The sequence below is a fragment of the Roseovarius halotolerans genome (genome assembly GCF_900172255.1).
Classification (GTDB): domain Bacteria; phylum Pseudomonadota; class Alphaproteobacteria; order Rhodobacterales; family Rhodobacteraceae; genus Roseovarius; species Roseovarius halotolerans.
In genome coordinates this window covers 101,157-121,049 of record NZ_FWFU01000002.1, presented here as the reverse complement: position 1 = coordinate 121,049, position 19,893 = coordinate 101,157, and the positions used below count along the sequence as shown (strand labels likewise).

21 protein-coding genes and 1 tRNA gene are annotated in these 19,893 nt (G+C 65.9%); 13 read left to right on the top strand and 9 right to left on the bottom strand.

Going from position 1 to position 19,893, the window contains the following annotated elements; genetic code table 11:
- Window positions 1–123 precede the first annotated feature (123 nt).
- Together ychF and ROH8110_RS07550 are read left to right on the top strand one after the other, a co-directional pair.
- Window positions 124–1,221: a redox-regulated ATPase YchF gene (gene ychF, locus ROH8110_RS07555; protein WP_085817170.1), complete on the top strand. Its 1,098-nt coding sequence runs from the start codon at window positions 124–126 to the stop codon at window positions 1,219–1,221.
- 110 nt (window positions 1,222–1,331) lie between these two features.
- A tRNA-Ser gene (locus tag ROH8110_RS07550) sits at window positions 1,332–1,421 on the top strand.
- Window positions 1,422–1,614: 193 nt separating this feature from the next.
- On the opposite strand, the gene ROH8110_RS07545 is transcribed toward ROH8110_RS07550, so the two are convergent.
- A complete protein-coding gene (locus tag ROH8110_RS07545) occupies window positions 1,615–2,883 on the bottom strand; it encodes an MFS transporter (RefSeq protein ID WP_085817169.1) in 1,269 nt (422 codons plus the stop codon).
- Between the two features lie 319 nt (window positions 2,884–3,202).
- On the opposite strand from ROH8110_RS07545, the gene ROH8110_RS07540 reads away from it, so the two are divergent.
- The 5 genes from ROH8110_RS07540 to ROH8110_RS07520 are packed head-to-tail and all read left to right on the top strand — an operon-like array spanning window position 3,203 to window position 9,073.
- Window positions 3,203–4,243 (top strand): BMP family protein, encoded by a 1,041-nt coding sequence (locus tag ROH8110_RS07540; protein WP_085817168.1) that lies wholly within the window; start codon window positions 3,203–3,205, stop codon window positions 4,241–4,243.
- Window positions 4,244–5,809: an ABC transporter ATP-binding protein gene (locus ROH8110_RS07535; protein WP_085817167.1), complete on the top strand. Its 1,566-nt coding sequence runs from the start codon at window positions 4,244–4,246 to the stop codon at window positions 5,807–5,809.
- Window positions 5,799–6,848, top strand: a complete 1,050-nt coding sequence (locus tag ROH8110_RS07530) for an ABC transporter permease (RefSeq protein WP_085817166.1) — start codon at window positions 5,799–5,801, stop codon at window positions 6,846–6,848. Before ROH8110_RS07535 ends, ROH8110_RS07530 begins: the two co-directional genes overlap by 11 nt.
- A gap of 3 nt (window positions 6,849–6,851) precedes the next feature.
- Window positions 6,852–7,796 (top strand): ABC transporter permease, encoded by a 945-nt coding sequence (locus tag ROH8110_RS07525; protein ID WP_085817165.1) that lies wholly within the window; start codon window positions 6,852–6,854, stop codon window positions 7,794–7,796.
- Window positions 7,796–9,073: an amidohydrolase family protein gene (locus tag ROH8110_RS07520; RefSeq protein ID WP_085817164.1), complete on the top strand. Its 1,278-nt coding sequence runs from the start codon at window positions 7,796–7,798 to the stop codon at window positions 9,071–9,073. The genes ROH8110_RS07525 and ROH8110_RS07520 overlap by 1 nt, the downstream gene beginning before the upstream one ends.
- A gap of 7 nt (window positions 9,074–9,080) precedes the next feature.
- On the opposite strand, the gene ROH8110_RS07515 is transcribed toward ROH8110_RS07520, so the two are convergent.
- Window positions 9,081–9,647, bottom strand: a complete 567-nt coding sequence (locus ROH8110_RS07515; RefSeq protein ID WP_245962825.1) for a YqgE/AlgH family protein — start codon at window positions 9,645–9,647, stop codon at window positions 9,081–9,083.
- Window positions 9,648–9,779: 132 nt separating this feature from the next.
- On the opposite strand from ROH8110_RS07515, the gene ROH8110_RS07510 reads away from it, so the two are divergent.
- Window positions 9,780–10,589, top strand: a complete 810-nt coding sequence (locus ROH8110_RS07510; protein WP_085817163.1) for a protein-disulfide reductase DsbD domain-containing protein — start codon at window positions 9,780–9,782, stop codon at window positions 10,587–10,589.
- A 24-nt stretch (window positions 10,590–10,613) separates the two neighbouring features.
- Here the strand turns inward: ROH8110_RS07510 and moaB are convergent, their stop codons facing one another.
- The 4 genes from moaB to ROH8110_RS07490 are packed head-to-tail and all read right to left on the bottom strand — an operon-like array spanning window position 10,614 to window position 13,195.
- Window positions 10,614–11,156: a molybdenum cofactor biosynthesis protein B gene (moaB, locus tag ROH8110_RS07505; protein WP_085817162.1), complete on the bottom strand. Its 543-nt coding sequence runs from the start codon at window positions 11,154–11,156 to the stop codon at window positions 10,614–10,616.
- Between the two features lie 4 nt (window positions 11,157–11,160).
- Window positions 11,161–11,784 carry a LysE family translocator gene (locus ROH8110_RS07500; RefSeq protein ID WP_085817161.1) on the bottom strand — a complete coding sequence of 208 codons (624 nt, stop codon included), beginning with the start codon at window positions 11,782–11,784 and terminating at the stop codon, window positions 11,161–11,163.
- Entirely contained in the window at window positions 11,781–12,380 is a 600-nt protein-coding gene (locus ROH8110_RS07495; protein ID WP_085817160.1) for a metallophosphoesterase family protein, read from the bottom strand. The genes ROH8110_RS07500 and ROH8110_RS07495 overlap by 4 nt, the downstream gene beginning before the upstream one ends.
- Window positions 12,377–13,195 carry a uracil-DNA glycosylase gene (locus tag ROH8110_RS07490; protein ID WP_085817159.1) on the bottom strand — a complete coding sequence of 273 codons (819 nt, stop codon included), beginning with the start codon at window positions 13,193–13,195 and terminating at the stop codon, window positions 12,377–12,379. The genes ROH8110_RS07495 and ROH8110_RS07490 overlap by 4 nt, the downstream gene beginning before the upstream one ends.
- Window positions 13,196–13,311: 116 nt before the next feature.
- Between ROH8110_RS07490 and ROH8110_RS07485 the strand changes: the two genes are divergently transcribed.
- From ROH8110_RS07485 to plsY, 5 genes are read left to right on the top strand one after another with little or no spacing between them, the layout of a single operon-like run.
- Entirely contained in the window at window positions 13,312–14,262 is a 951-nt protein-coding gene (locus tag ROH8110_RS07485) for an aspartate carbamoyltransferase catalytic subunit (protein WP_085817158.1), read from the top strand.
- Window positions 14,259–14,795 (top strand): hypothetical protein, encoded by a 537-nt coding sequence (locus tag ROH8110_RS07480; protein WP_085817157.1) that lies wholly within the window; start codon window positions 14,259–14,261, stop codon window positions 14,793–14,795. Before ROH8110_RS07485 ends, ROH8110_RS07480 begins: the two co-directional genes overlap by 4 nt.
- A gap of 20 nt (window positions 14,796–14,815) precedes the next feature.
- Complete coding sequence (locus ROH8110_RS07475; protein ID WP_170156499.1) at window positions 14,816–15,244, top strand: hypothetical protein; 429 nt, start codon at window positions 14,816–14,818, stop codon at window positions 15,242–15,244.
- Window positions 15,241–16,521, top strand: coding sequence for a dihydroorotase (pyrC, locus tag ROH8110_RS07470; RefSeq protein ID WP_085817155.1), 1,281 nt, complete (start codon window positions 15,241–15,243; stop codon window positions 16,519–16,521). Before ROH8110_RS07475 ends, pyrC begins: the two co-directional genes overlap by 4 nt.
- The gene (plsY, locus tag ROH8110_RS07465) at window positions 16,521–17,126 is read left to right on the top strand and encodes a glycerol-3-phosphate 1-O-acyltransferase PlsY (protein ID WP_085817154.1); all 606 of its coding nucleotides are present in this window, start codon (window positions 16,521–16,523) and stop codon (window positions 17,124–17,126) included. Before pyrC ends, plsY begins: the two co-directional genes overlap by 1 nt.
- Before the next feature lie 94 nt (window positions 17,127–17,220).
- On the opposite strand, the gene ROH8110_RS07460 is transcribed toward plsY, so the two are convergent.
- The 3 genes from ROH8110_RS07460 to ROH8110_RS07450 all read right to left on the bottom strand — a co-directional run bounded on the left by ROH8110_RS07460 (window position 17,221) and on the right by ROH8110_RS07450 (window position 19,888).
- On the bottom strand, window positions 17,221–18,591 hold the full coding sequence (locus tag ROH8110_RS07460; protein ID WP_085817153.1) for a glutamate--cysteine ligase: 1,371 nt from the start codon (window positions 18,589–18,591) through the stop codon (window positions 17,221–17,223).
- 62 nt (window positions 18,592–18,653) lie between these two features.
- Entirely contained in the window at window positions 18,654–19,166 is a 513-nt protein-coding gene (locus ROH8110_RS07455) for a hypothetical protein (RefSeq protein ID WP_085817152.1), read from the bottom strand.
- Window positions 19,163–19,888 (bottom strand): 16S rRNA (uracil(1498)-N(3))-methyltransferase, encoded by a 726-nt coding sequence (locus ROH8110_RS07450; RefSeq protein ID WP_085817151.1) that lies wholly within the window; start codon window positions 19,886–19,888, stop codon window positions 19,163–19,165. Before ROH8110_RS07450 ends, ROH8110_RS07455 begins: the two co-directional genes overlap by 4 nt.
- Between the last annotated feature and the right edge of the window lie 5 nt (window positions 19,889–19,893).

Genomic DNA, 19,893 nt, shown 5'->3' with positions numbered 1-19,893 from the left:
CGAATATCCTGAGCTTGGTCGCACCGGGTTTGGCCGAAACGCGGGGCAAAATCAATGCCCAGCTTGACCTTGCCCCGCCTCGCGCCGTAGATGCGCGCAATTCGCAAACAGGAGGGGCCGGTCATGGGCTTCAAGATGGGGATCGTGGGCTTGCCCAATGTGGGCAAGTCGACGCTGTTCAACGCGCTGACGAGAACCGCCGCCGCGCAGGCCGCGAATTTCCCGTTCTGCACGATCGAGCCCAATGTGGGCGAGGTGAACGTGCCCGATGCGCGGCTGGATACATTGGCCCGGATCGCCGGGTCCGCCAGCATCATCCCGACCCGGATGACCTTTGTCGATATCGCCGGGCTGGTGAAGGGCGCCTCCAAGGGCGAGGGGCTGGGCAACCAGTTCCTGGCCAATATCCGCGAGGTCGACGCGATCGCCCATGTGCTGCGCTGCTTCGAGGATGGTGACGTGACCCATGTCGAAGGGCGCGTCGATCCGGTGGCCGATGCCGAAGTGATCGAGACCGAGCTGATGCTGGCCGATCTGGAATCGATCGAAAAGCGCCGTGCGGGCCTCGTGCGCAAGCTGAAGGGCGGCGACAAGGAAGCCGCCCAGCAGGAGCGCCTGCTGGCCGCCGCGCAGGCCGTGCTGGAAGACGGCCAGCCTGCCCGCGTGGTCGACGTCTCGGATGAGGACCGGAAGGCCTGGAAGGGGCTGCAACTGCTGACCACCAAGCCGATCCTCTATGTCTGCAACGTGGACGAGGGCAGCGCCGCCAGCGGCAATGCCTTTTCCGCGCAGGTCGAGGCGATGGCGGCGGAACAGGGCGCCGCGAGCGTGGTCATTTCTGCCCGCATCGAAGAGGAAATCAGCCAGCTCGACGCCGAAGAGGCCGAAATGTTCCTCGATGAGATGGGCCTTGCCGAGGCCGGGCTCGACAGGCTGATCCGCGCGGGATACGAGCTTTTGCATCTCGAGACCTATTTCACCGTCGGCCCCAAGGAGGCGCGCGCCTGGACGATCCCGACCGGCACCCCCGCCCCCAAGGCCGCCGGCGTCATCCATGGCGATTTTGAAAAGGGCTTCATCCGCGCCGAAACCATCGCCTATGACGATTTCGTCGCCTGCAATGGTGAACAGGGTGCCAAGGAAGCGGGCAAGATGCGCGCCGAGGGCAAGGCCTATGTGGTCAAGGACGGCGACGTGCTGCACTTCCTGTTCAACACCTGAGGCCGTCGCGGCGGTGGCGAAGGCACGCGTTCACCGCCCGCGCCGCCGCCCGGCAATTTCCTGAAATTTCGCCTTGTAAAGCTTGCACCTGCCCGGCTATACGCGTCGGCGGAGACGTGGCCGAGTGGTCGAAGGCGCTCCCCTGCTAAGGGAGTAGGCCCGGAAGGGTCTCGTGGGTTCGAATCCCATCGTCTCCGCCATTTTCCTACCGAAATGCCAGTCGTCCGGGTTCTTCGGACTGCGTGGGTGTCGTGGTGTCCTGGAGCCGGGTCGCCAAGGTATGCTCAGTCGTGGCCGGGACACGCGAGGAACCCCAAGAGATCGTCTTGGGGATTGGGCGGATAGCGTTTCTGCACGGATCGGGTGCCAGGTCCATGGCCGGACGCCGCGGGGTCAGGGTTTGTCGTCTCCGGTGTCGGAGTCGGATTCGGCTTGCTGGGCGGCCCAGGCGGTGGCCGCTTCCACGGCCACGGTCGATGCGGTCGGCAGGACGCCAAGGTAGCTTTCGGTTTCTTCTACCGGGATCATGGAGCGTTGCGTCATGCGATAAAGCGCGTAGATCGCGATGAGCCCGAATGTTGCGCCAAGCACCAGCCAGAATGCGAACGGGCCGAGCCACTGCATCGCCCAGCCGGTGACAAGCGGGCCGGCGATCGCGCCAAGACCGAAGGTGAAGACGAGACCGCCTGACGCGGCGGGCATGTCTTCGGCTGAAAGGGCATCATTGGTATAGGCCAGGAACAGCGCGTAGAGCGGTGTCGTCACGCCGCCCGCAAAGAAGGCGGAGGCCATCAGGGGCCAGAGCCCGCCACCGGTGATCCAACCGGCGCCGCAGGACGCGGCACCGAGGGCGGCTGCGCCGAAGATCAGCTTTCGCCGGTCCATCCGGTCGGAAAGCCAGCCGATCGGATACTGCATCAGGAGCGCTCCGGCAAAAAGCATCGCCACGAACAATGCGACCTGCGCCGCCGTCAGGCCGATCTGGCTGCCGAACACCGCCCCCATGCCCGATTGCGTTGCATAGACATTGCCCAGGAGGAAGATGCCGACCGTGCCGAGCGGCGAGCCTGTGAAAAGGTCGCGCAGGGGCATCGGGCGTGCTACCTCGGCGGCCGGAACGGGGGTGACGGAGAGAAGGATCGGCGTCAGCGAGAGCGACACAAGGACAGAGGCGCCGATGAACAGCACCGCGGTGCCCGCATCGCCCAGGGTCAGCAGGCCCTGCGCCCCGATAATGCCAAGCGTCTGCGCGATCATGTAGGCCGACAGAACCTTGCCGCGCGTCTCGTTGTTGGCGGCGTCATTGAGCCAGCTTTCGGCGGTGACATAGACACCGGACATGCAGAAACCGACGAGAAGGCGCAGCACGGTCCAGGCCCAGGGTTCGGTGATCAGCGGAAAGGAAATCAGCCCCGCGGACATCAGGCTGCCCAGGGCCGCGAAGACACGCACATGCCCCACCCGCCGGATCAGAACCGGGCTGAGCCGCGCGCCCGACAGGAAACCCACGAAATACCCCGAGGTGATGATTGCCAGTTCCGAGGCCGAGAACCCCTCGATCCCGCCGCGCAGGCCGATCAGGGTGAAATGCATGCCGTTCCCGAGCATGATGAACACGATACCGAGCAGAAGGGCCCAGACTGCGGACAATACCTGAAACATGAAATGTCCTTTCGGGCGTTGGGGAATTCCCTCGTGCCGGGGCTTTGCACGGCTCATCTGTCTGCGTCCTCGCAAGAACGCCGCCTGTCTCTGCATTTGCGACATTTGGCGGGTTCCGGCGCGCTATATTTCCCGCTAGACCCGAACCCGACGTGGTGGATGCCCAATCGCGATGCAAATCGGGGTTGGCTGCACAGAAAACGGGCTTTGACCTCTGGACTCCATGCGGGGTGCTGCCGTCTATTGGCAGATAGCCGAAATGAGTTTACCGTTTGGTCAAACATCGGGGCGCGGAGCGCACAACAAGGGGGATTACCATATGGATCAATCACGCAAGCAGAATGCCGGGGGCCTGTCGCGCCGCCGTTTCATGGGAAGCACCGCTGGCGGCGCGCTTGTCGTCGCGCTGGCGGCGTCGGGCCTGCCGGGCAGGGCGCGCGCGGCCGAGCCGCTCAAGGTGGCGGGCATCTATACCGTACCGGTCGAGCAGCAATGGGTCAGCCGTATCCACAAGGCCGCCACCGCCGCTGAGGCGCGGGGCGACGTGGAATACGTGTTCTCGGAGAATGTCTCGAACACCGATTACGCCCGCGTGATGCGCGAATATGCCGAGCAGGGCTATCAGCTCATCATCGGCGAGGTCTTCGCCGTCGAGCAGGAGGCGCGCGAGGTCGCGGCGGAATACCCCGACATCGCCTTCCTTATGGGCTCGAGCTTCAAGCATGACGATGCGCTGGGCAATTTCGCGGTGTTCGACAATTACATCCAGGACGCCTCGTATCTGAGCGGCATCATCGCCGGGTCGATGACCGAGACCGCCAATATCGGCATGGTCGGGGGCTTTCCGATCCCCGAGGTGAACCGCCTTATGCACGCCTTCATGGCGGGCGCGCGCGAGATGAACCCCGACATCACCTTCCAGGTCAGCTTCATCGGCAGCTGGTTCGATCCGCCCAAGGCCAAGGAAACCGCCTATGCGATGATCGAGAACGGCGCCGACATGCTTTATGCCGAGCGGTTCGGGGTTTCGGACGCGGCGCAGGAAAAGGGCGTTCTGGCGATCGGCAACGTGATCGACACCCAGGCGGATTACCCCGACACGGTGGTCGCCTCGGCGATCTGGCATTTCGAGCCGACGCTGGACAAGGCCATCGCCGAGGTTCAGGCGGGCATGTTCAAGGCGGCCGATTACGGGGTCTATTCCTTCATGCGCGAAGGCGGCTGTTCGCTGGCGCCGCTGGGCACGTTCGAGGGCAAGGTGCCGCAGGCCGCGCTGGACCTGGTCGAGGAGCGCCGCGCGCAGATCCTTGCGGGCGACTTCACGGTCGAGATCAACGACGAAGAACCCAAGTCTTCCTAAATGACCGATAACGGGACGGCGCGGGTCGTCCTGCGCCTTGACGGCATCACCAAACGCTTCGGCAAGCTGGTCGCGAATGACGCGATCAGCCTGTCGCTGCATGAGGGCGAGGTGATCGCCCTGTTGGGCGAGAACGGCGCGGGCAAGACGACCCTGATGAACATCCTGTTCGGCCAGTACACGGCCGATGAAGGCACGGTCGAGGTGTTCGGCCGCACCCTGCCGCCGGGCAATCCGCGCGCCGCGCTCGATGCGGGCGTGGGCATGGTGCACCAGCATTTCACGCTGGCCGACAACATGACCGTGCTGGAGAACGTGACGCTTGGCACGCAAAGCCTGTTGGCGCTGAGCCAGCGGCGCGCGGGTGCACGCGAAAAGCTGGCGCGCCTCTCGGCGGATTTCGGGTTGCAGGTGCATCTGGATGCCAAGGTCGGCAGCCTGACCGTGGGCGAGCGCCAGCGGGTCGAGATCCTGAAGGCGCTTTACCGCGATGCCCGCATCCTGATTCTTGACGAGCCGACAGCGGTGCTGACCCCGCAGGAAACCGAAGATCTGTTCGCCACCCTGCGCAAGGCGGTCAGGCTGGGCCTGTCGGTGGTGTTCATCTCGCACAAGCTGCATGAGGTCATGGCGATCTCGGACCGGGTGCTGATCCTGCGCCACGGCAAGCTGGTGGCCGAGCGCCCGATTGCCGAGGTCGACAAGGAAAAGCTGGCCGCGCTGATGGTCGGAGCCGAGGTGAGCGCCCCGCGCGTCGAGCCCGGCACCCCCGGCGCGGTCTTGATGCAGCTTGACGATGTGACCACGCCCGACCGGGGCAACGCGCCGGGGCTGAAATCGATGTCGTTGGCGCTGAGGGCGGGGCAGATCACCGGGCTGGCCGGGGTTTCCGGCAACGGGCAGGGCGCGCTGGCCGACCTGATCGGCGGGCTGGTCAGCCCTGAAACGGGGCGCATGGAGCTGGACGGTGCGCAGCCGACGGGCTGGTCGCCGCGCGTGGCGGTGCAATCGGGTATCGCCCGCATCCCGGAGGACCGCCACCGGACCGGCACCATCGCCGCCTTCGACCTCACGGAAAACGCCATCCTGGAAACCTACGCGCAGCCCCCTTACAGCCGCTCGGGCTGGATGAACTGGGCGCGCGCCGAAAGTTTCACCCGCCAGATCATCGACACATACGATGTGCGCTGTCCCGGTCCCGGCACGCGCATCGGCCTGCTGTCGGGCGGCAACATGCAAAAGCTGATCCTTGGCCGCGTGCTCGAGGCCGCACCGCGCATCATCCTGGCCAACCAGCCGGTGCGCGGGCTGGATATCGGTGCGGTGAACTATGTTCACGGGCAGCTTCTGGCGGCACGCGACCGGGGCGCGGCGGTGCTGCTGATTTCAGAGGACCTTGACGAGATCATGGCCCTCTCGGACGTGATCCACGTCATTTCCGAAGGCCGCCTGTCGCCCGGATTTCCTCGTGGCCGGATGACTCCGGCGGAGCTGGGCGTCTGGATGGCGGGCCAGGGTTTCGAGCCTCATGAAGCCGAGCAGGAGGACAGTGCACATGCGCCTTGAACCCATCGCGAGGCCGACGATCTGGCGCAGCACCCTGCCGCCCGCGATCGCCATCGGCGCGACCGTGGTGATCGCCTCGCTCTTGGCAATGGCCGCCGGGGGCAATCCCTTTTCGGTGCTGGGGCTGATCATCAAGGGTGCGTTCGGTTCCAAATTCGCGCTGCTCGAAACGCTCAATCGCGCAACGCCCTTGATCTTCACGGGCCTTGCCGTGGCGGTCGCCTTTCGCGCCCGTCTGTGGAATATCGGCGCCGAGGCGCAGCTTTATGCCGGGGCGCTGATGACGGTGGTTCTGGGCACCGGCTTGCTGCCCTGGAGCGGCTTTGCCCTGTTGCCGGTGCTGGTCATCGCGGCGATGCTGGCGGGGGCGCTGGTGCTGCTGGTTCCCGCACTTCTGAAGGTGCGTTTCGGCGTCGACGAGGTGGTGACGACGCTGCTGTTCAACTTCATCTTTCTCTTGTTCGTCTCGATGCTGCTTGAGGGGCCGCTCAAGGACCCGATGGGTATGGGCTGGCCCAAATCCGAGCGCCTGATCGCCGAAGCGCGCCTGCCGCGCATCGTCGACGGGCTGCGCCTGCATTGGGGTTTCGGGCTGGCGCTGATCGCGGCCGGCGTGATCTGGGTGATCGAGCGGCGCACGACGCTCGGCTATGAAATGCGCGCCGTCGGGCTGAACCGCGAGGCGGCGGGTTTCGCGGGCATCCCGGTGAACCGCGTTCTGGTCAAGACGGCGCTTCTGTCGGGCGGGCTGGCGGCGCTTGCGGGCTTTTCCGAAGTGGCCGGGCTGAAGGGGAACCTGACGCTCGATCTGAGCCCCGGCTTTGGCTACACCGGGATCATCGTGGCCATGCTGGCGCTGCTCAATCCGCTGGCGGTAGTGGCGGCGGCACTGTTCGTGGCGGGTATCTTCGTGGGTGCGGACAGCATGAGCCGCGCCGTCGGCGTGCCCAGTTACCTTGCGGATATCATGCTGGCGACCGCGCTTCTGCTGATGGTGGTCGCGATCCTGCTGACACGATTCCGCGTGGTGAGGGAATAGGCCATGGATTTTTTCGACATCCTGATTTCCGCCAGTTTCTGGACCGCAGCGATCCGCATCGCGAGCCCGCTCATCTTCGCCACCCTGGGCGAACTGATCTGCGAGCGCGCCGGGGTTCTCAACCTCGGGATCGAGGGGATCATGGTGGCCGGGGCCTTTGCCGGCTGGATGGCTGTCTATTCGGGCACCGGCCTTTGGACAGGCGTGGCGGTGGCGATGGCGGTGGGCATGCTCTTTGGACTGGTGCACAGCCTGCTGACGGTGCCATTCGGCCTCTCGCAGCATGTGGTCGGTCTGGGGGTCACGCTGCTGGCGACATCGCTGACCTATTATGCCTACCGGCTGGCCCTGCCCGAGGTCACAAGCCCGCCCAAGATCGAGGCGTTCCAGCCCTTCGAGATCCCGATTCTGTCGGATATTCCGCTGATCGGTCCGGCGCTGTTCTCGCAGACGCCGCTGACCTACCTGGCCTTCATCCTGGTGGGGGTGGTGGCGTTGGTGCTTTATCGCACGCCCTTGGGGCTGGCGCTCAGGGCGGCGGGCGAGAACCCCGCGGCGGTGGCGGCGCAGGGCCTTTCTGTCACCGCGATCCGCATGGGCGCCGTGATGGTGGGCAGCGGGCTGATGGCCGTGGGCGGCGCGTTCCTGACCATGTCGGCCTTTGACAGTTTCTTTTTCGAGATGGTCAACGGGCGCGGCTGGATCTGCATCGCGCTGGTGGTGTTCGGTGCATGGAAACCCGGCAAGGCGCTTCTGGGGGCGATCCTGTTCGCGGCCTTCGACGCGCTGCAGATCCGCATCCAGCAAACCCCGCTTGGCGCCGACATTCCCTACCAGGTCTTTCTGATGATGCCCTATTTCCTGTCCATCCTGGCGTTGATCGTGATGTCGCGCCGCGCCGAGGTGCCCGCCGCGCTGATGGTGCCGTTCAACAAGGGAGAACGCTGATGTTCGATCTGATCGTCAAGGGCGGGACGCTGCCCGATGGCCGTATCGCCGATATCGGCATCAGGGGCGACCGCATCGCCGCCATCGAGGACCTGTCGGGCGCCGAGGCGGGCGAGGTGATCGAGGCCGCGGGCGATCTGGTCAGCCCGCCTTTCGTCGATCCGCATTTCCACCTCGATGCGACGCTTTCCTATGGCCTGCCGCGCATCAACGCCTCGGGGACGCTCTTGGAGGGGATCGGCCTTTGGGGCGAGCTCAAGCAGATCGTGACGCATGATGAGATGGTCGCGCGTGCGCTGACCTATTGCGACTGGGCCGCCAGCATGGGCCTTCTGGCGATCCGCAGCCACGTGGACACCTGCGACGACCGCCTGCTGGGGGTCGAGGCGATGCTGGAGGTGCGCGAGCGCGTCAGCCCCTATATCGACCTGCAACTCGTGGCCTTTCCGCAGGACGGCTTCTATCGCGACCCGAGCGCGCGCGACAACACGCTGCGCGCGCTCGACATGGGCGTCGACGTGGTCGGCGGCATCCCCCATTTCGAGCGCAGCATGGCCGATGGTGCGCGTTCGGTGCGCGAACTTTGCGAGATCGCGGCGGCGCGCGGGCTGATGGTCGATCTGCATTGCGACGAGACCGACGACCCGATGAGCCGCCATATCGAGACGCTGGCCTTCGAGGCGCAGCGCCTCGGCTTGCAGGGCAGGGTGGCGGGCAGTCACCTGACCTCGATGCATTCGATGGACAATTACTATGTCTCCAAGCTGCTCCCGCTCATGGCAGAGGCCGGGATTGCCGCGATCCCCAATCCGCTGATCAACATCACGCTGCAGGGGCGCCACGATACCTATCCCAAGCGCCGCGGCCTGACCCGCGTCAAGGAAATGCAGGCGCATGGCATCACCGTGGGCTGGGGACAGGATTGCGTGCTGGACCCGTGGTATTCGCTCGGCACCGGCGACATGCTGGATGTGGCGTTCATGGGGCTGCACGTCGCGCAGATGACCAGCCCCGACGAGATGGCGCGCTGCTTTGACATGGTCACGACGCAGAACGCGCGCATCATGGGGCTTGATGACCTGGGCCTTGCGCCCGGCAAGAGCGCCTCGCTGGTGGTGCTGGATGCGGGCGCGCCCATCGAAGCGCTGCGCTTGCGCCCCGCGCGCCTGGCGGTGGTGTCGAAAGGCAACGTGATCAGCCGGATGCCGCGCGAGGATGCCACCCTGTCACTGCCCGGTCGCCCTGGCACGCTGCGCCGTCGCCACAGCGCGGGCTGAGCGCGCCTCAGGCCCGCCCGGCGCTCGCCGAAAGGGCCAGCGCATCGACACCCAGCGTCTTGAGCGCGGCCTCCCATTTGCCGTGATCGGGGGTTTCGAACACCAGCGCCTTCTCGGCCTCGCAGGTCAGCCAGCCGTTCTGCGCGATCTCGGCCTCAAGCTGCCCCGGCCCCCAGCCGGCATAGCCAAGCGCCATCAGCGCATGGGCCGGACCGCGCCCGTCGGCCATGTCCTCGAGAATGTCGAGCGTCGCCGTCATGGCGAAATCGTCATTCACATCCAGCGTCGAGATCGACGAGTGATAGCCGTAATCATGCAGCACGAAACCCCGGCCATGTTCGACCGGCCCGCCGAAATGCACCGGCAGGTTGCGCATGTCGTCGCCGGGGCTGATCGTCAGCTGGTCCAGAAGGTCGCTCAGCCGCAGGTCGGTAGTGGGCTTGTTGATGACCAGCCCCATCGCGCCCTCGTCGGAATGCGCGCACATGAAGACGAGCGAATGCTCGAATCTGGGGTCGCCCATGCCCGGCATGGCGATCAGCAGTTTTCCGGTGAGGTCGATATCCGAGGTCAAGGTATGGCTCCGGTTGCTTTACCAACAATGGAGGCGCGGCGCGCCCAGTTCAAGCATTGCCCGGTACGGGTTGTGACATTTCTCGCTGGAAAGTGAATTGGCATTTCAGCCCGGATCACCCATTTGAGAGTCATGACAAAACGCATCCTTCCCGTTCTTGCCACCCTTGGCGGCCTGGTCCTGACGTCGCTTGCGGCCCATGCCGATGAGGCGATGGTCAAGGCGCGCATACTCACTGGCTGGAGCCAGCAGGACGGCCAGCATGTCGCCGCGCTGCAGTTGACCATGCAGGATGGCTGGAAGACCTATTGGCGCGCGCCGGGCGATGCAGGCATTCCGCCGCGCTTCGACTGGCGCGGATCGCGCAACCTTGCCGGTGTGCAGATCACCTGGCCGACGCCGCGTTCGATCGGGCAGGGGGGACAGCGCAGCATCGGCTATGGCGATACGGTGACCCTGCCGCTGACCCTGACACCGCAAAGGGCGGGACAGCCGATCAACCTGTCGGGCACCATCGAAATGGGCGTCTGCAAGGATATTTGCGTGCCGGTCACGCTGCGCCTGTCGCAGGACCTGCCACTTGGCGAGACGCGGCGCGACCCGCAGATCGTCTCGGCACTGGCCTCGCGCCCTGCATCGGCGCAGGAGGCGGGCGTAACGGATGTGCATTGCACCGTCAGCCCGATGGAGGGCGGCCTGCAACTGACCGCCGAACTCAGGATGCCACGGATCGGGCGCGACGAGATCGCCGTCGTCGAATCCGCGAATGAGGCGATCTGGGTCGCGCAACCCAGGACCGAACGCCAGGGCGACCGGCTGGTGGCGCGCGCCGAGCTTTACCATGTCGAGGGCCGCGCATTCGCGCTGGATCGCTCGGGCATTCGCATCACCGTGCTTGGCGGCGACAGGGCGGTGGATATCAGGGGCTGCCCGGCGCGCTGATCGTGCGCGCCCTGGCCGTGGCGGCTACTTGCGCCGCAGGTGCTCATCCAGGCGCGGCAGGATCTCGACGAAATTGCAGGGCTTGTGACGGTAATCCAGTTGCTTGCACAGGATCTCGTCCCAGGCATCCTTGCAGGCGCCGGGGCTGCCGGGCAGGGCAAACAGGTAGGTGCCGTTCGCCACGCCGCCGGTGGCACGCGACTGCACGGCGCTGGTGCCGATCTTCTGCATCGACACCATGGTGAAGACCGTGCCGAAGGCGTCGATCTCTTTCTCATAGACATCGCGATGCGCCTCGACGGTCACGTCGCGCCCGGTCAGGCCGGTGCCGCCGGTCGAAATCACCACATCCACCTTGTCCGAGGCGATCCATTCGCGCAGCTGATCGGCGATCTGGTCGCGCTCGTCGCGCACGATCATCCGGTCGGCCAGCACATGGCCTGCCGCTTCGAGCCGGTTCACCAGCACCTCGCCCGAGCGGTCCTTCGAAATATCGCGGCTGTCGCTGACCGTCAGCACAGCGATGCGGATCGGCACGAAACCGGTGCTTTCGTCGGTGGGGCTCATGGGGTCAACTCCTCTGAAGAAGGGCAAGTCGCGCGGCAAGTCCGGCGAATATCAGCGCACTCGCATAGCCCAGCCCGCGTGTAAACCGAGCCGAACCCGCCAGCCGCCGTCCGAGGCCGCCCGCGAAAACGCCGACGGCGGTATTGATGACAAGCCCGCCAAAGGCAAGGATCAGGCCGAAGATCAGGAACTGCCCGAGGATCGCACCGCGCGCGGGATCGACGAACTGCGGCACGAAGGCCAGCACGAACAGGATCACCTTGGGATTGAGCAGGTTGACGATCAGACCGTCGCGAAAGGCGCGGCGCGCAGGCATCGCAAGCGGGGTGGCAGCCTGGATGGCGGGACGGCGCAGCGCGCCGAGCGCGAGCCACAGAAGATAGGCCACGCCGACCCAGCGGATCGCATCGAACAGCCACGGCATCGCGGCCACCGCCGCACCAAGGCCCAGACCCGCCAGCGTGACATGCACGATGCCGCCCGCCGCGACACCGGCACTGGCCGCGGCCGCCGCGCGCGGCCCCGCCCGCAGCCCCAGCCCGAGGCAGAACATCATGTCGGCCCCCGGCGTCAGGTTCAGCGCCAGCGCGGCGGGAACGAAGGCCAACAGGACAAGTGGGTCCATCATGCCGGAATCTCGAACCAGTTGGGATCGGGGCCAAGGTTATGCACGCCGGTTCGCCCGATCCTGCCGGTGACGCCCCAGCTGTCGTGGATATGGCCGCAAAGCGCCAGTCGCGGCTGTAGCCGCTCGATCGCAGCGCGGATCGCGTCCGAGCCAACCGACGCGCCTTGCGAGGTCGTGTCGCCAACGCCCTTGGGCGGGGAATGGGTGATCAGGATGTCGGCGCTCTCGCAGCGCGAGAGCAGCGCCTCGGCCTCATCTTCGGTCAGATCGCAGGACCAGTCGCCAAAGGGTGTGACCGGCACGCCGTAACCCAGCCCGAACACCCGCAGCCCGTCGAACGTGGCGCCCTCGCCGTGCAGCACCGTGGTTCCGTCCGGTGCGGCGGCGGCCAATTCGGATGCGCTCTCGTGATTTCCCGGCACCGCCACAAGCGGCGCGGTGATCCCGCCAAGAAGCTGCATCGCCGCATCGAGGCCCGCGCGCGTCCGGCAGAAATCGCCCGCCGCGATCACGAGGTCCGCTGTCCGGCTGGCCCGGACCAGGGTTTCCGCGTGCGGCGCCGAATGGTGCAGGTCGGAAAAACCCAGGATCTTCATGACGTCTCCCGAAGCCGCGCCTGAAGCTCGAGCAGGTCGGCCCAGGCCTCGCGCTTGGCGTTGGGTGTGCGCAGCAGGTAGGCGGGGTGGAACATGGGCAGCGTCGGCTTGCCGTAGCTTTCGGTCCAGTTGCCGCGCAGCCGGGTGATGCCGCGCCGTCCCAGACCCGCCTGGCAGCTGATATTGCCCATCAGCACGATGATATCCGGCGCCACCAGATCGACATGGCGCTGCATGAAGGGCAGCATCATGGCGATCTCGTCGGGCTTCGGGTCGCGGTTCTGGGGCGGGCGCCAGGGCAGGATATTGCTGATATAGACCGACCTGGCCGGATCGGTCGCGTCCCGCGCCATCCCGATTGCCGCCAGCATCCGGTCAAGCAACTGTCCCGCGCGCCCGACAAAAGGCCGCCCCTCGCGGTCCTCCTCGCGCCCCGGCGCCTCGCCGATGATCATCACGCTTGCATCAGGGTTGCCATCGGCAAACACGAGGTTGCGCGCGCCGCGCTTGAGGTCGCAGCCGTCGAAGCCCGCGAGTGCCTCGCGCAGCGCCTCGAGACTGTCCGCGCCCTCCGCCGCCGCGCGTGCATCCGCGACAGGGTCGGCATCGCGCATGGCAGGGGCCGGGCGGGGTGCGGTGGCACCGGCACCGGCACCGGCAGGGGCGGCAGCAGCGGCCGCAGCCGCCGGTTTGGGCAGCGACTCGGGCAGCCCATAGCGATCGACCGGCGCATCGCAGATCGCCTCGGTCGCGCCAAGCTCGATCTGCCAGTCCAGAAGCGCCCTCGCGGCGTGATATTGATAAGCCGATTCCATTGCGCCACAGGCTACCGCCCCCATGCGCGACTTGGAAGCACGCAAAGCGCCACCACACCTTGCCCCTTGCCGCGACGCTTTCTATAAGCGGTCAGGATCACGGAACGGAGCGGCGGATGACCTTCTCACACTCGCACCTGCTGGGGATCGAACCCCTTGCCCCTACCGAGATCACCACGATTCTGGACCTCGCCGAGCAATATGTCGCCCTCAACCGGCGCGAGATGAAACATGCCGACGCCCTGGCGGGCCTGACCCAGATCAACATGTTCTTCGAGAATTCGACCCGCACCCAAGCCAGTTTCGAACTGGCGGGCAAGCGGCTTGGCGCCGATGTGATGAACATGGCGATGCAGGCCAGTTCGATCAAGAAAGGCGAAACCCTGATCGATACGGCGATGACCCTCAACGCCATGCATCCCGATCTTCTGGTCGTGCGCCACCCGCATTCCGGCGCGGTCGACCTCTTGTCGCAAAAGGTGAAATGCGCGGTTCTCAATGCCGGGGACGGGCGGCATGAACACCCCACCCAGGCGCTGCTGGACGCGCTGACGATCCGGCGCGCCAAGGGGCGGCTGCACCGGCTCAACATCGCGATCTGCGGCGATATCGCCCACAGCCGGGTGGCGCGTTCCAATATCCTTCTGCTGGGCAAGATGGAGAACCGCGTGCGGCTGATCGGCCCGCCCACCCTGATGCCCGCCGGTATTGCCGAATTCGGGGTCGAGGTGTTCGACGACATGAAGGAAGGCCTGCGCGATGTCGACGTGGTGATGATGCTGCGCCTTCAGCGCGAGCGCATGGACGGCGGCTTCATCCCCTCCGAGCGCGAATATTATTTCCGCTACGGGCTGGACGCCGAGAAACTGTCTTATGCCAGGCCCGATGCCATCGTCATGCATCCGGGGCCGATGAATCGCGGGGTCGAGATCGACGGCGAGATCGCCGACGACATCAACCGCAGCGTGATCCAGGAACAGGTGGAAATGGGCGTCGCCGTGCGCATGGCGGCGATGGACCTGCTGGCGCGCAATCTGCGTGCGCGCCCGCGCGAGGTGCTGGCATGACCGACAGGATCGAGATCAAGCCGACCGAACACGGCGTTGTGCGCGTGTTCCGCGTTGACCTGCCCGAGGACGAGATCGCCGCCTTCAATCGTCACAATGGCAGCTGGCCCCTCCAGCGCGCGCTTGGCGCCGAGACGTTGGACAGCGCCCATGTCGACCTCTTTGCGGTATCGGACCTCGAGGAGCTGGGCCTTTTCCATTACCTCAAGGAGGGGCATGGCGTGGCCGAGGATACGCTCAGCGATATGCGCGGACGCCTCGATGCGCTGACGGGTCATGTCCTCGTCATCCCTTCGCGCGCATTTTGCGGGCAGGGCCAGACCCTCACGCCAAGGCACCCCCTGCGCCTTGTCGCGACCCTGGACGAGCGCGCCGAACCCGTCAGCTTCGCGCCGCTGCCCTCCGAGGGCGCAAAAGGCATCACCGGGGGTAAATCCGCCCCAAGCAACGCCGCCATGTCGGGCCGCATCGCCAGTATCGCGCTGCTGGTGCTGTTCCTGCTGGTGGCCATCATGATCTGGATAGCGGCATGAACGACGGGCTGTTTTATTCGATGACCCCCACCACCCGGCTGGCGCCGGGTGAGCAGGTGATCCACGCCTTCACCCCCGACAAGGGCGCCTACTGGCGCGACCATGCCTGGATCGCCGCCGTGGCGATGGCGTTGGGGATGGCGATCCTCTGGGCCATCGGCAACCCGCATGTCTGGACCGGGGCCATCGGCGGATTGGCGGCTGTGGCGGTGCGGGCCTTTTATGTGGCGTCAGACGAAATGCAGGCCCGCTGGGACCTGACCGACCGCCGCCTCTTGGGGCCGCAGGGCCGCGCCGTGCCGCTGAGCGAGATCGCCACGCTCCGCACCCTCGGCAGCGCGGTGCAGGTGGTCACGCGGGGCGGCGACAAGCACCTTCTGAAATACCAGGCTGATCGCAACGCCACCCGTGCCCGGATCGAGGCGGCGATGAGCGGAGCCAGCGCATGACAAGCACGCTTTTCACCAATGCCCGCCTGATCGACCCCGAACAGGGCACCGACGCGCCCGGCTGGCTGCTGATCGAGCAGGGCGTGATCAAGGCCGTCGGGTCGGAGAGCGACGCGCCGGACGCGGACGAGGTGGTGGATTGCGCCGGACACTGTCTTGCACCGGGGATCGTCGATATCGGCGTCAAGGTCTGCGAACCGGGCGAGCGCCACAAGGAATCCTATCGCTCGGCCGGGCTGGCGGCGGCGGCGGGGGGCGTGACCACGATGGTCACGCGGCCCGATACGCAGCCCTCCATCGACAGCCCCGAGGCGCTGGAGTTCATCGCGCGGCGCGCCAATGCCGCGGGGCCGGTCCATGTGTTGCCGATGGCGGCCCTGACCAAGGGGCGCGAGGGACGCGAGATGACCGAGATCGGCTTCCTGATGGATGCCGGGGCGGTGGCCTTTACCGATTGCGACCACGTCGTCACCAACACCAAGGTGTTGTCGCGCGCGCTGACCTATGCCCGCGCGCTTGGCGCGCTCGTCATCGCCCATCCGCAGGAACCGGGGCTGAGCGCGGGGGCCGCGGCCACCAGCGGCAAGTTCGCCTCGCTGCGGGGCTTGCCCGCCGTGTCGCCGATGGCCGAGCGCATGGGGCTTGATCGCGACATCGCGCTTCTGGAAATGACCGGCGCGCGCTATCACGCCGACCAGATCACAACTGCCCGCGCTCTGCCCGCGCTGGAACGCGCCAAGCGCAACGGGCTCGACATTACAGCAGGCACGTCCATCCATCACCTGACGCTCAACGAAATGGACGTGGCCGACTATCGGACCTTCTTCAAGGTCAAGCCGCCGCTGCGCTCGGAAAGCGACCGCCAGGCCGTGATCGAGGCGGTGCGCAGCGGGCTGATCGACGTGATTTCCTCGATGCATACGCCGCAGGACGAGGAATCAAAGCGCCTGCCCTTTGAAGAGGCTGCCAGCGGCGCGGTCGCGCTGGAAACGTTGCTGCCCGCCGCCTTGCGCCTCTATCATTCCGGCGATCTGGACCTGCCGACGCTGTTCCGGGCGATGGCGCTCAACCCGGCGAAGCGGCTGGGGCTGGCCTCGGGGCGGATCGCGGCGGGCGCGCCTGCCGATCTGGTGCTGTTCGATCCCGACAAGCCTTTCGTCATGGATCGCACCACGCTCAGGTCGAAATCGAAGAACACTCCGTTTGACGGTCAGCGCCTTCAGGGTAAGGTGCGGGCAACCTATGTCGCCGGACGACCCGTTTTCGAGGCCCCCTGATGCCACCCATCGAGACCAGCCTGACGCTTCTGATCCTCTGGGCCGTTCTTGGCTATCTGCTGGGATCGGTGCCCTTCGGGATGGTGCTGGCACGGGCGATGAATCTTGGGAACCTGCGCGAGATCGGATCGGGCAATATCGGCGCAACAAACGTGCTGCGCACCGGCAGCAAGAAGGCGGCGGCGGCCACGCTGCTTCTGGACGGCGGCAAGGGGGCCGCGGTAGCTTTGCTGGCGCGCTATCTCACCGGCGAGGACGCCGCGCAGATCGCCGGGCTGATGGCATTCCTGGGCCATTGCTATCCGGTCTGGCTGCGCTTCAGGGGCGGCAAGGGGGTCGCGACGTTCCTCGGCCTTCTACTGGCGCTGGCATGGCCGGTCGGGGTGGCGTGCTGCCTAACATGGCTCGTGGCCGCGCTGTGGAAGCGGATGTCGTCCTTTGCCGCGATCACCGCCGCGGCGATGTCGACGATCTGGGTCATCCTGCTGGGGCAGGGTCAGATCTTTCTTCTGGCGGCGATCCTGACCTTGCTGGTCTATTGGCGTCACCGCAGCAATATCGCGCGCATCCGCGCCGGGACCGAGCCGAAAATCGGCCAGAAATGACCCGTGCGCGCCGCGCAGGATGCCGAAACGATACCGACGCGATACTGACGTGAAACCGCCGCGATACCGAAGCGGTTTTTCGTTTTCTTTCAAGTCAGTATGAATATTCCGAGTAGATCCGGCTCAGATCGCCCTGCCAATCGCCATGGTAATGCGCCAGCAGCTCGTCGGCCGGAGCCTGCCCGCTTTCGACGCTTTCCTTCAGCGTATTGAGGAAATGGGTCTCGTCCGGGATCAGCCCGTTCGCCCCGCTGCGCGCCCGCGCCTTCAGGCCGGCCTCGGACAGCGCCAGCACCTCGCGCGCCAGCTCATGCATGTCGATACCCTTGACCCTGGCCTGCAAGGCATCCTTGCCCGCCGCCACCCGCAGTTCCTCGCGGGTCTCGGCGTCCCAGTCCTTGACCAGGTCCCAGGCGGCATCGAGGGCGGACTGGTCATACATCAGGCCGACCCAGAACGCGGGCAACGCACAAAGCCGCCGCCAGGGGCCGCCATCGGCGCCGCGCATCTCGATGAACTTCTTGATTCGCGCCTCGGGGAAGATCGTGGTCAGGTGGTCGGCCCAGTCCGACAGGGTCGGTTTCTCACCCGGCAGCGCGGGCAGTTCACCCTTGAGGAAATCACGGAAGGATTGCCCGAGCGCGTCGATATAGACCCCGTCGCGATAGACGAAATACATCGGCACATCGAGCGCGTATTCGACCCAGGATTCAAAGCCGAAGCCCTCGTCGAAGACGAAGGGCAACATGCCGGTGCGGTCCGCATCCAGATCCCGCCAGACGCGCGCGCGCCATGATTTGAAGCCCGTCGGCTTGCCCTCGAAGAAGGGCGAATTGGCGAACAGCGCGGTGGCCACCGGCTGCAGCGCCAGCGCCACGCGCAGTTTCTGAACCATGTCCGCTTCCGAGCCGAAATCCAGGTTCACCTGCACGGTGCAGGTGCGATACATCATGGATTTGCCCATCGTGCCGACGCGGTCCATGTAGTCGGTCATCAGCTTGTAGCGGCCCTTGGGCATGCGGGGCATGGCCTCGTGTTCCCAGACCGGTGCCGCGCCCAGCCCGATGAAGCCGACGCCGACCTTGTCGGCAATGTCCTTCACGTCGCGCAGATGGGCGTTAACCTCGTCGCAGGTCTCGTGGATCGACTCGAGCGGTGCGCCGCTCAGCTCCAGCTGCCCACCCGGTTCGAGGCTGACATTGGCGCCGTCCTTGGTGAGACCGATCAGCTTGCCCGCCTCTTCCAGCGGTGCCCAGCCATGTCGGTCACGCAGACCCTCGAGCACTGCAAGAACACTGCGCTCGCCCTCGTAGGGGATGGGCTTGAGCGTGTCCTTGCAATAGCCGAATTTCTCATGCTCGGTGCCGATACGCCAATCCTCGGGCGGCTTGCAGCCGCTTTCGAGATACTCCGCGAGCTGTTCATGCCGCTCGATGGGCCCGCCGCCTGATTGGGGTATGGACATGAACTTTCTCCTGCCTTGCGCGCGTCAATGGCTGTCACAAGTGGCGCTATTTCCCCGGGGTGTCAATGCAGGCGGGCTGTGTGTTTTTGCCAGATCACGACAGGATGATCGCCGGGACGGCGCATCAACGCGAGCATCCGTTCGGTGCGGATTCCGGGAAGCGTGGCGAAGGCGTCGAACAGATCGTCGGCGCCACGCGCGCTGAGCGGAATCGCCAGATCGGGCTGACCGGGCTGGCTGATCAGCCAATGCGGCGGCTTGCCGGTTGGATCGAGGCAAATCCGCGTGATTTCGCCAAGGGCCACAGCGCCGCCCGTCAGCGGCCCGAAATAGGCGATCCGTCCCTCATCGACGCTGACCACTCCCGGCCCGTTGCGATCACCGCGAAACCGGCCGCGCTGCACACCGCTGACGATCAGCACCGAGGCAATCGCGCAGGTGGCATAGCCAAGCCAATGCAACAGCCCCGTGGTGCCCAGCATCCACCAGAGGCCAAGGCAGAGCACGCCGGCCCCCGTGATGACCTCGCGCCAGCGTCGGATCGCGTCCATCGCTTCGGGACGCACGAAGCTCATGTCCAGTCCCCAAGCGCCATCTGCCAGAGCGTCATCGCGGCGACGGCTGCGGTATCGGCGCGCAGGATGCGCGGACCGAGGCTGATGGGGTGGGCGAAGGGCAGGGCTCTGAGCCGGTCGCGCTCGGACGGGGAAAAACCGCCCTCCGGCCCGATCAGGATCGCCCATTTCCCGCCGGACGCCCCGCTGAGCGAGGTCGCCTCGCCCGCCAGCGCCTCGTCACAGAACATCAGCTGCCTGTCATCCGGCCAGTCCGAAAGGAGCCGGTCCAGCTTTTGCAGGTTGCAGACCTCGGGGACATAGGTGCCGCCGCATTGTTCGGCGGCCTCGACGGCATGGGCCTGAAGGCGGTCTTGGCGGATGCGTTCGGAATTGGTGAAATCCGCCTGTATGGGCAGGATCCGAGCAGCACCCATCTCGGCGGCCTTTTCGACGATGAAATCGGTGCGGGCCTTCTTGATCGGCGAGAACAGCAGCCAGACATCCGGCGGCATCCGCTGCGGTCCCGATTGCGAAACGCACAACAGCGAACCTGCGCGTTTGCCCGCCTCGGCAACAGTTGCAAGCCACTCGCCATCGCGCCCGTTGAACAGCAGCACCGCATCGCCCGCGCTGCGCCGCATCACCCCGAAGAGATAATGCGCCTGGTCGCGGTCCAGAGGAACCGTTTGCCCTTCCCCCAAGAGGTGATCTACAAAAAGCCTGATCTTCGCATCTGTCATGAGGG

Excerpts from the sequence above, each read along its gene's own strand:
- ychF (WP_085817170.1), top strand. The coding sequence starts at position 124 with ATGGGCTTCAAGATGGGGATCGTGGGCTTGCCCAATGTGGGCAAGTCG.
- ROH8110_RS07545 (WP_085817169.1), bottom strand. The coding sequence starts at position 2,883 with ATGTTTCAGGTATTGTCCGCAGTCTGGGCCCTTCTGCTCGGTATCGTG.
- ROH8110_RS07540 (WP_085817168.1), top strand. The coding sequence starts at position 3,203 with ATGGATCAATCACGCAAGCAGAATGCCGGGGGCCTGTCGCGCCGCCGT.
- ROH8110_RS07535 (WP_085817167.1), top strand. The coding sequence starts at position 4,244 with ATGACCGATAACGGGACGGCGCGGGTCGTCCTGCGCCTTGACGGCATC.
- ROH8110_RS07530 (WP_085817166.1), top strand. The coding sequence starts at position 5,799 with ATGCGCCTTGAACCCATCGCGAGGCCGACGATCTGGCGCAGCACCCTG.
- ROH8110_RS07525 (WP_085817165.1), top strand. The coding sequence starts at position 6,852 with ATGGATTTTTTCGACATCCTGATTTCCGCCAGTTTCTGGACCGCAGCG.
- ROH8110_RS07520 (WP_085817164.1), top strand. The coding sequence starts at position 7,796 with ATGTTCGATCTGATCGTCAAGGGCGGGACGCTGCCCGATGGCCGTATC.
- ROH8110_RS07510 (WP_085817163.1), top strand. The coding sequence starts at position 9,780 with ATGACAAAACGCATCCTTCCCGTTCTTGCCACCCTTGGCGGCCTGGTC.
- moaB (WP_085817162.1), bottom strand. The coding sequence starts at position 11,156 with ATGAGCCCCACCGACGAAAGCACCGGTTTCGTGCCGATCCGCATCGCT.
- ROH8110_RS07500 (WP_085817161.1), bottom strand. The coding sequence starts at position 11,784 with ATGATGGACCCACTTGTCCTGTTGGCCTTCGTTCCCGCCGCGCTGGCG.
- ROH8110_RS07495 (WP_085817160.1), bottom strand. The coding sequence starts at position 12,380 with ATGAAGATCCTGGGTTTTTCCGACCTGCACCATTCGGCGCCGCACGCG.
- ROH8110_RS07490 (WP_085817159.1), bottom strand. The coding sequence starts at position 13,195 with ATGGAATCGGCTTATCAATATCACGCCGCGAGGGCGCTTCTGGACTGG.
- ROH8110_RS07485 (WP_085817158.1), top strand. The coding sequence starts at position 13,312 with ATGACCTTCTCACACTCGCACCTGCTGGGGATCGAACCCCTTGCCCCT.
- ROH8110_RS07480 (WP_085817157.1), top strand. The coding sequence starts at position 14,259 with ATGACCGACAGGATCGAGATCAAGCCGACCGAACACGGCGTTGTGCGC.
- ROH8110_RS07475 (WP_170156499.1), top strand. The coding sequence starts at position 14,816 with ATGACCCCCACCACCCGGCTGGCGCCGGGTGAGCAGGTGATCCACGCC.
- pyrC (WP_085817155.1), top strand. The coding sequence starts at position 15,241 with ATGACAAGCACGCTTTTCACCAATGCCCGCCTGATCGACCCCGAACAG.
- plsY (WP_085817154.1), top strand. The coding sequence starts at position 16,521 with ATGCCACCCATCGAGACCAGCCTGACGCTTCTGATCCTCTGGGCCGTT.
- ROH8110_RS07460 (WP_085817153.1), bottom strand. The coding sequence starts at position 18,591 with ATGTCCATACCCCAATCAGGCGGCGGGCCCATCGAGCGGCATGAACAG.
- ROH8110_RS07455 (WP_085817152.1), bottom strand. The coding sequence starts at position 19,166 with ATGAGCTTCGTGCGTCCCGAAGCGATGGACGCGATCCGACGCTGGCGC.
- ROH8110_RS07450 (WP_085817151.1), bottom strand. The coding sequence starts at position 19,888 with ATGACAGATGCGAAGATCAGGCTTTTTGTAGATCACCTCTTGGGGGAA.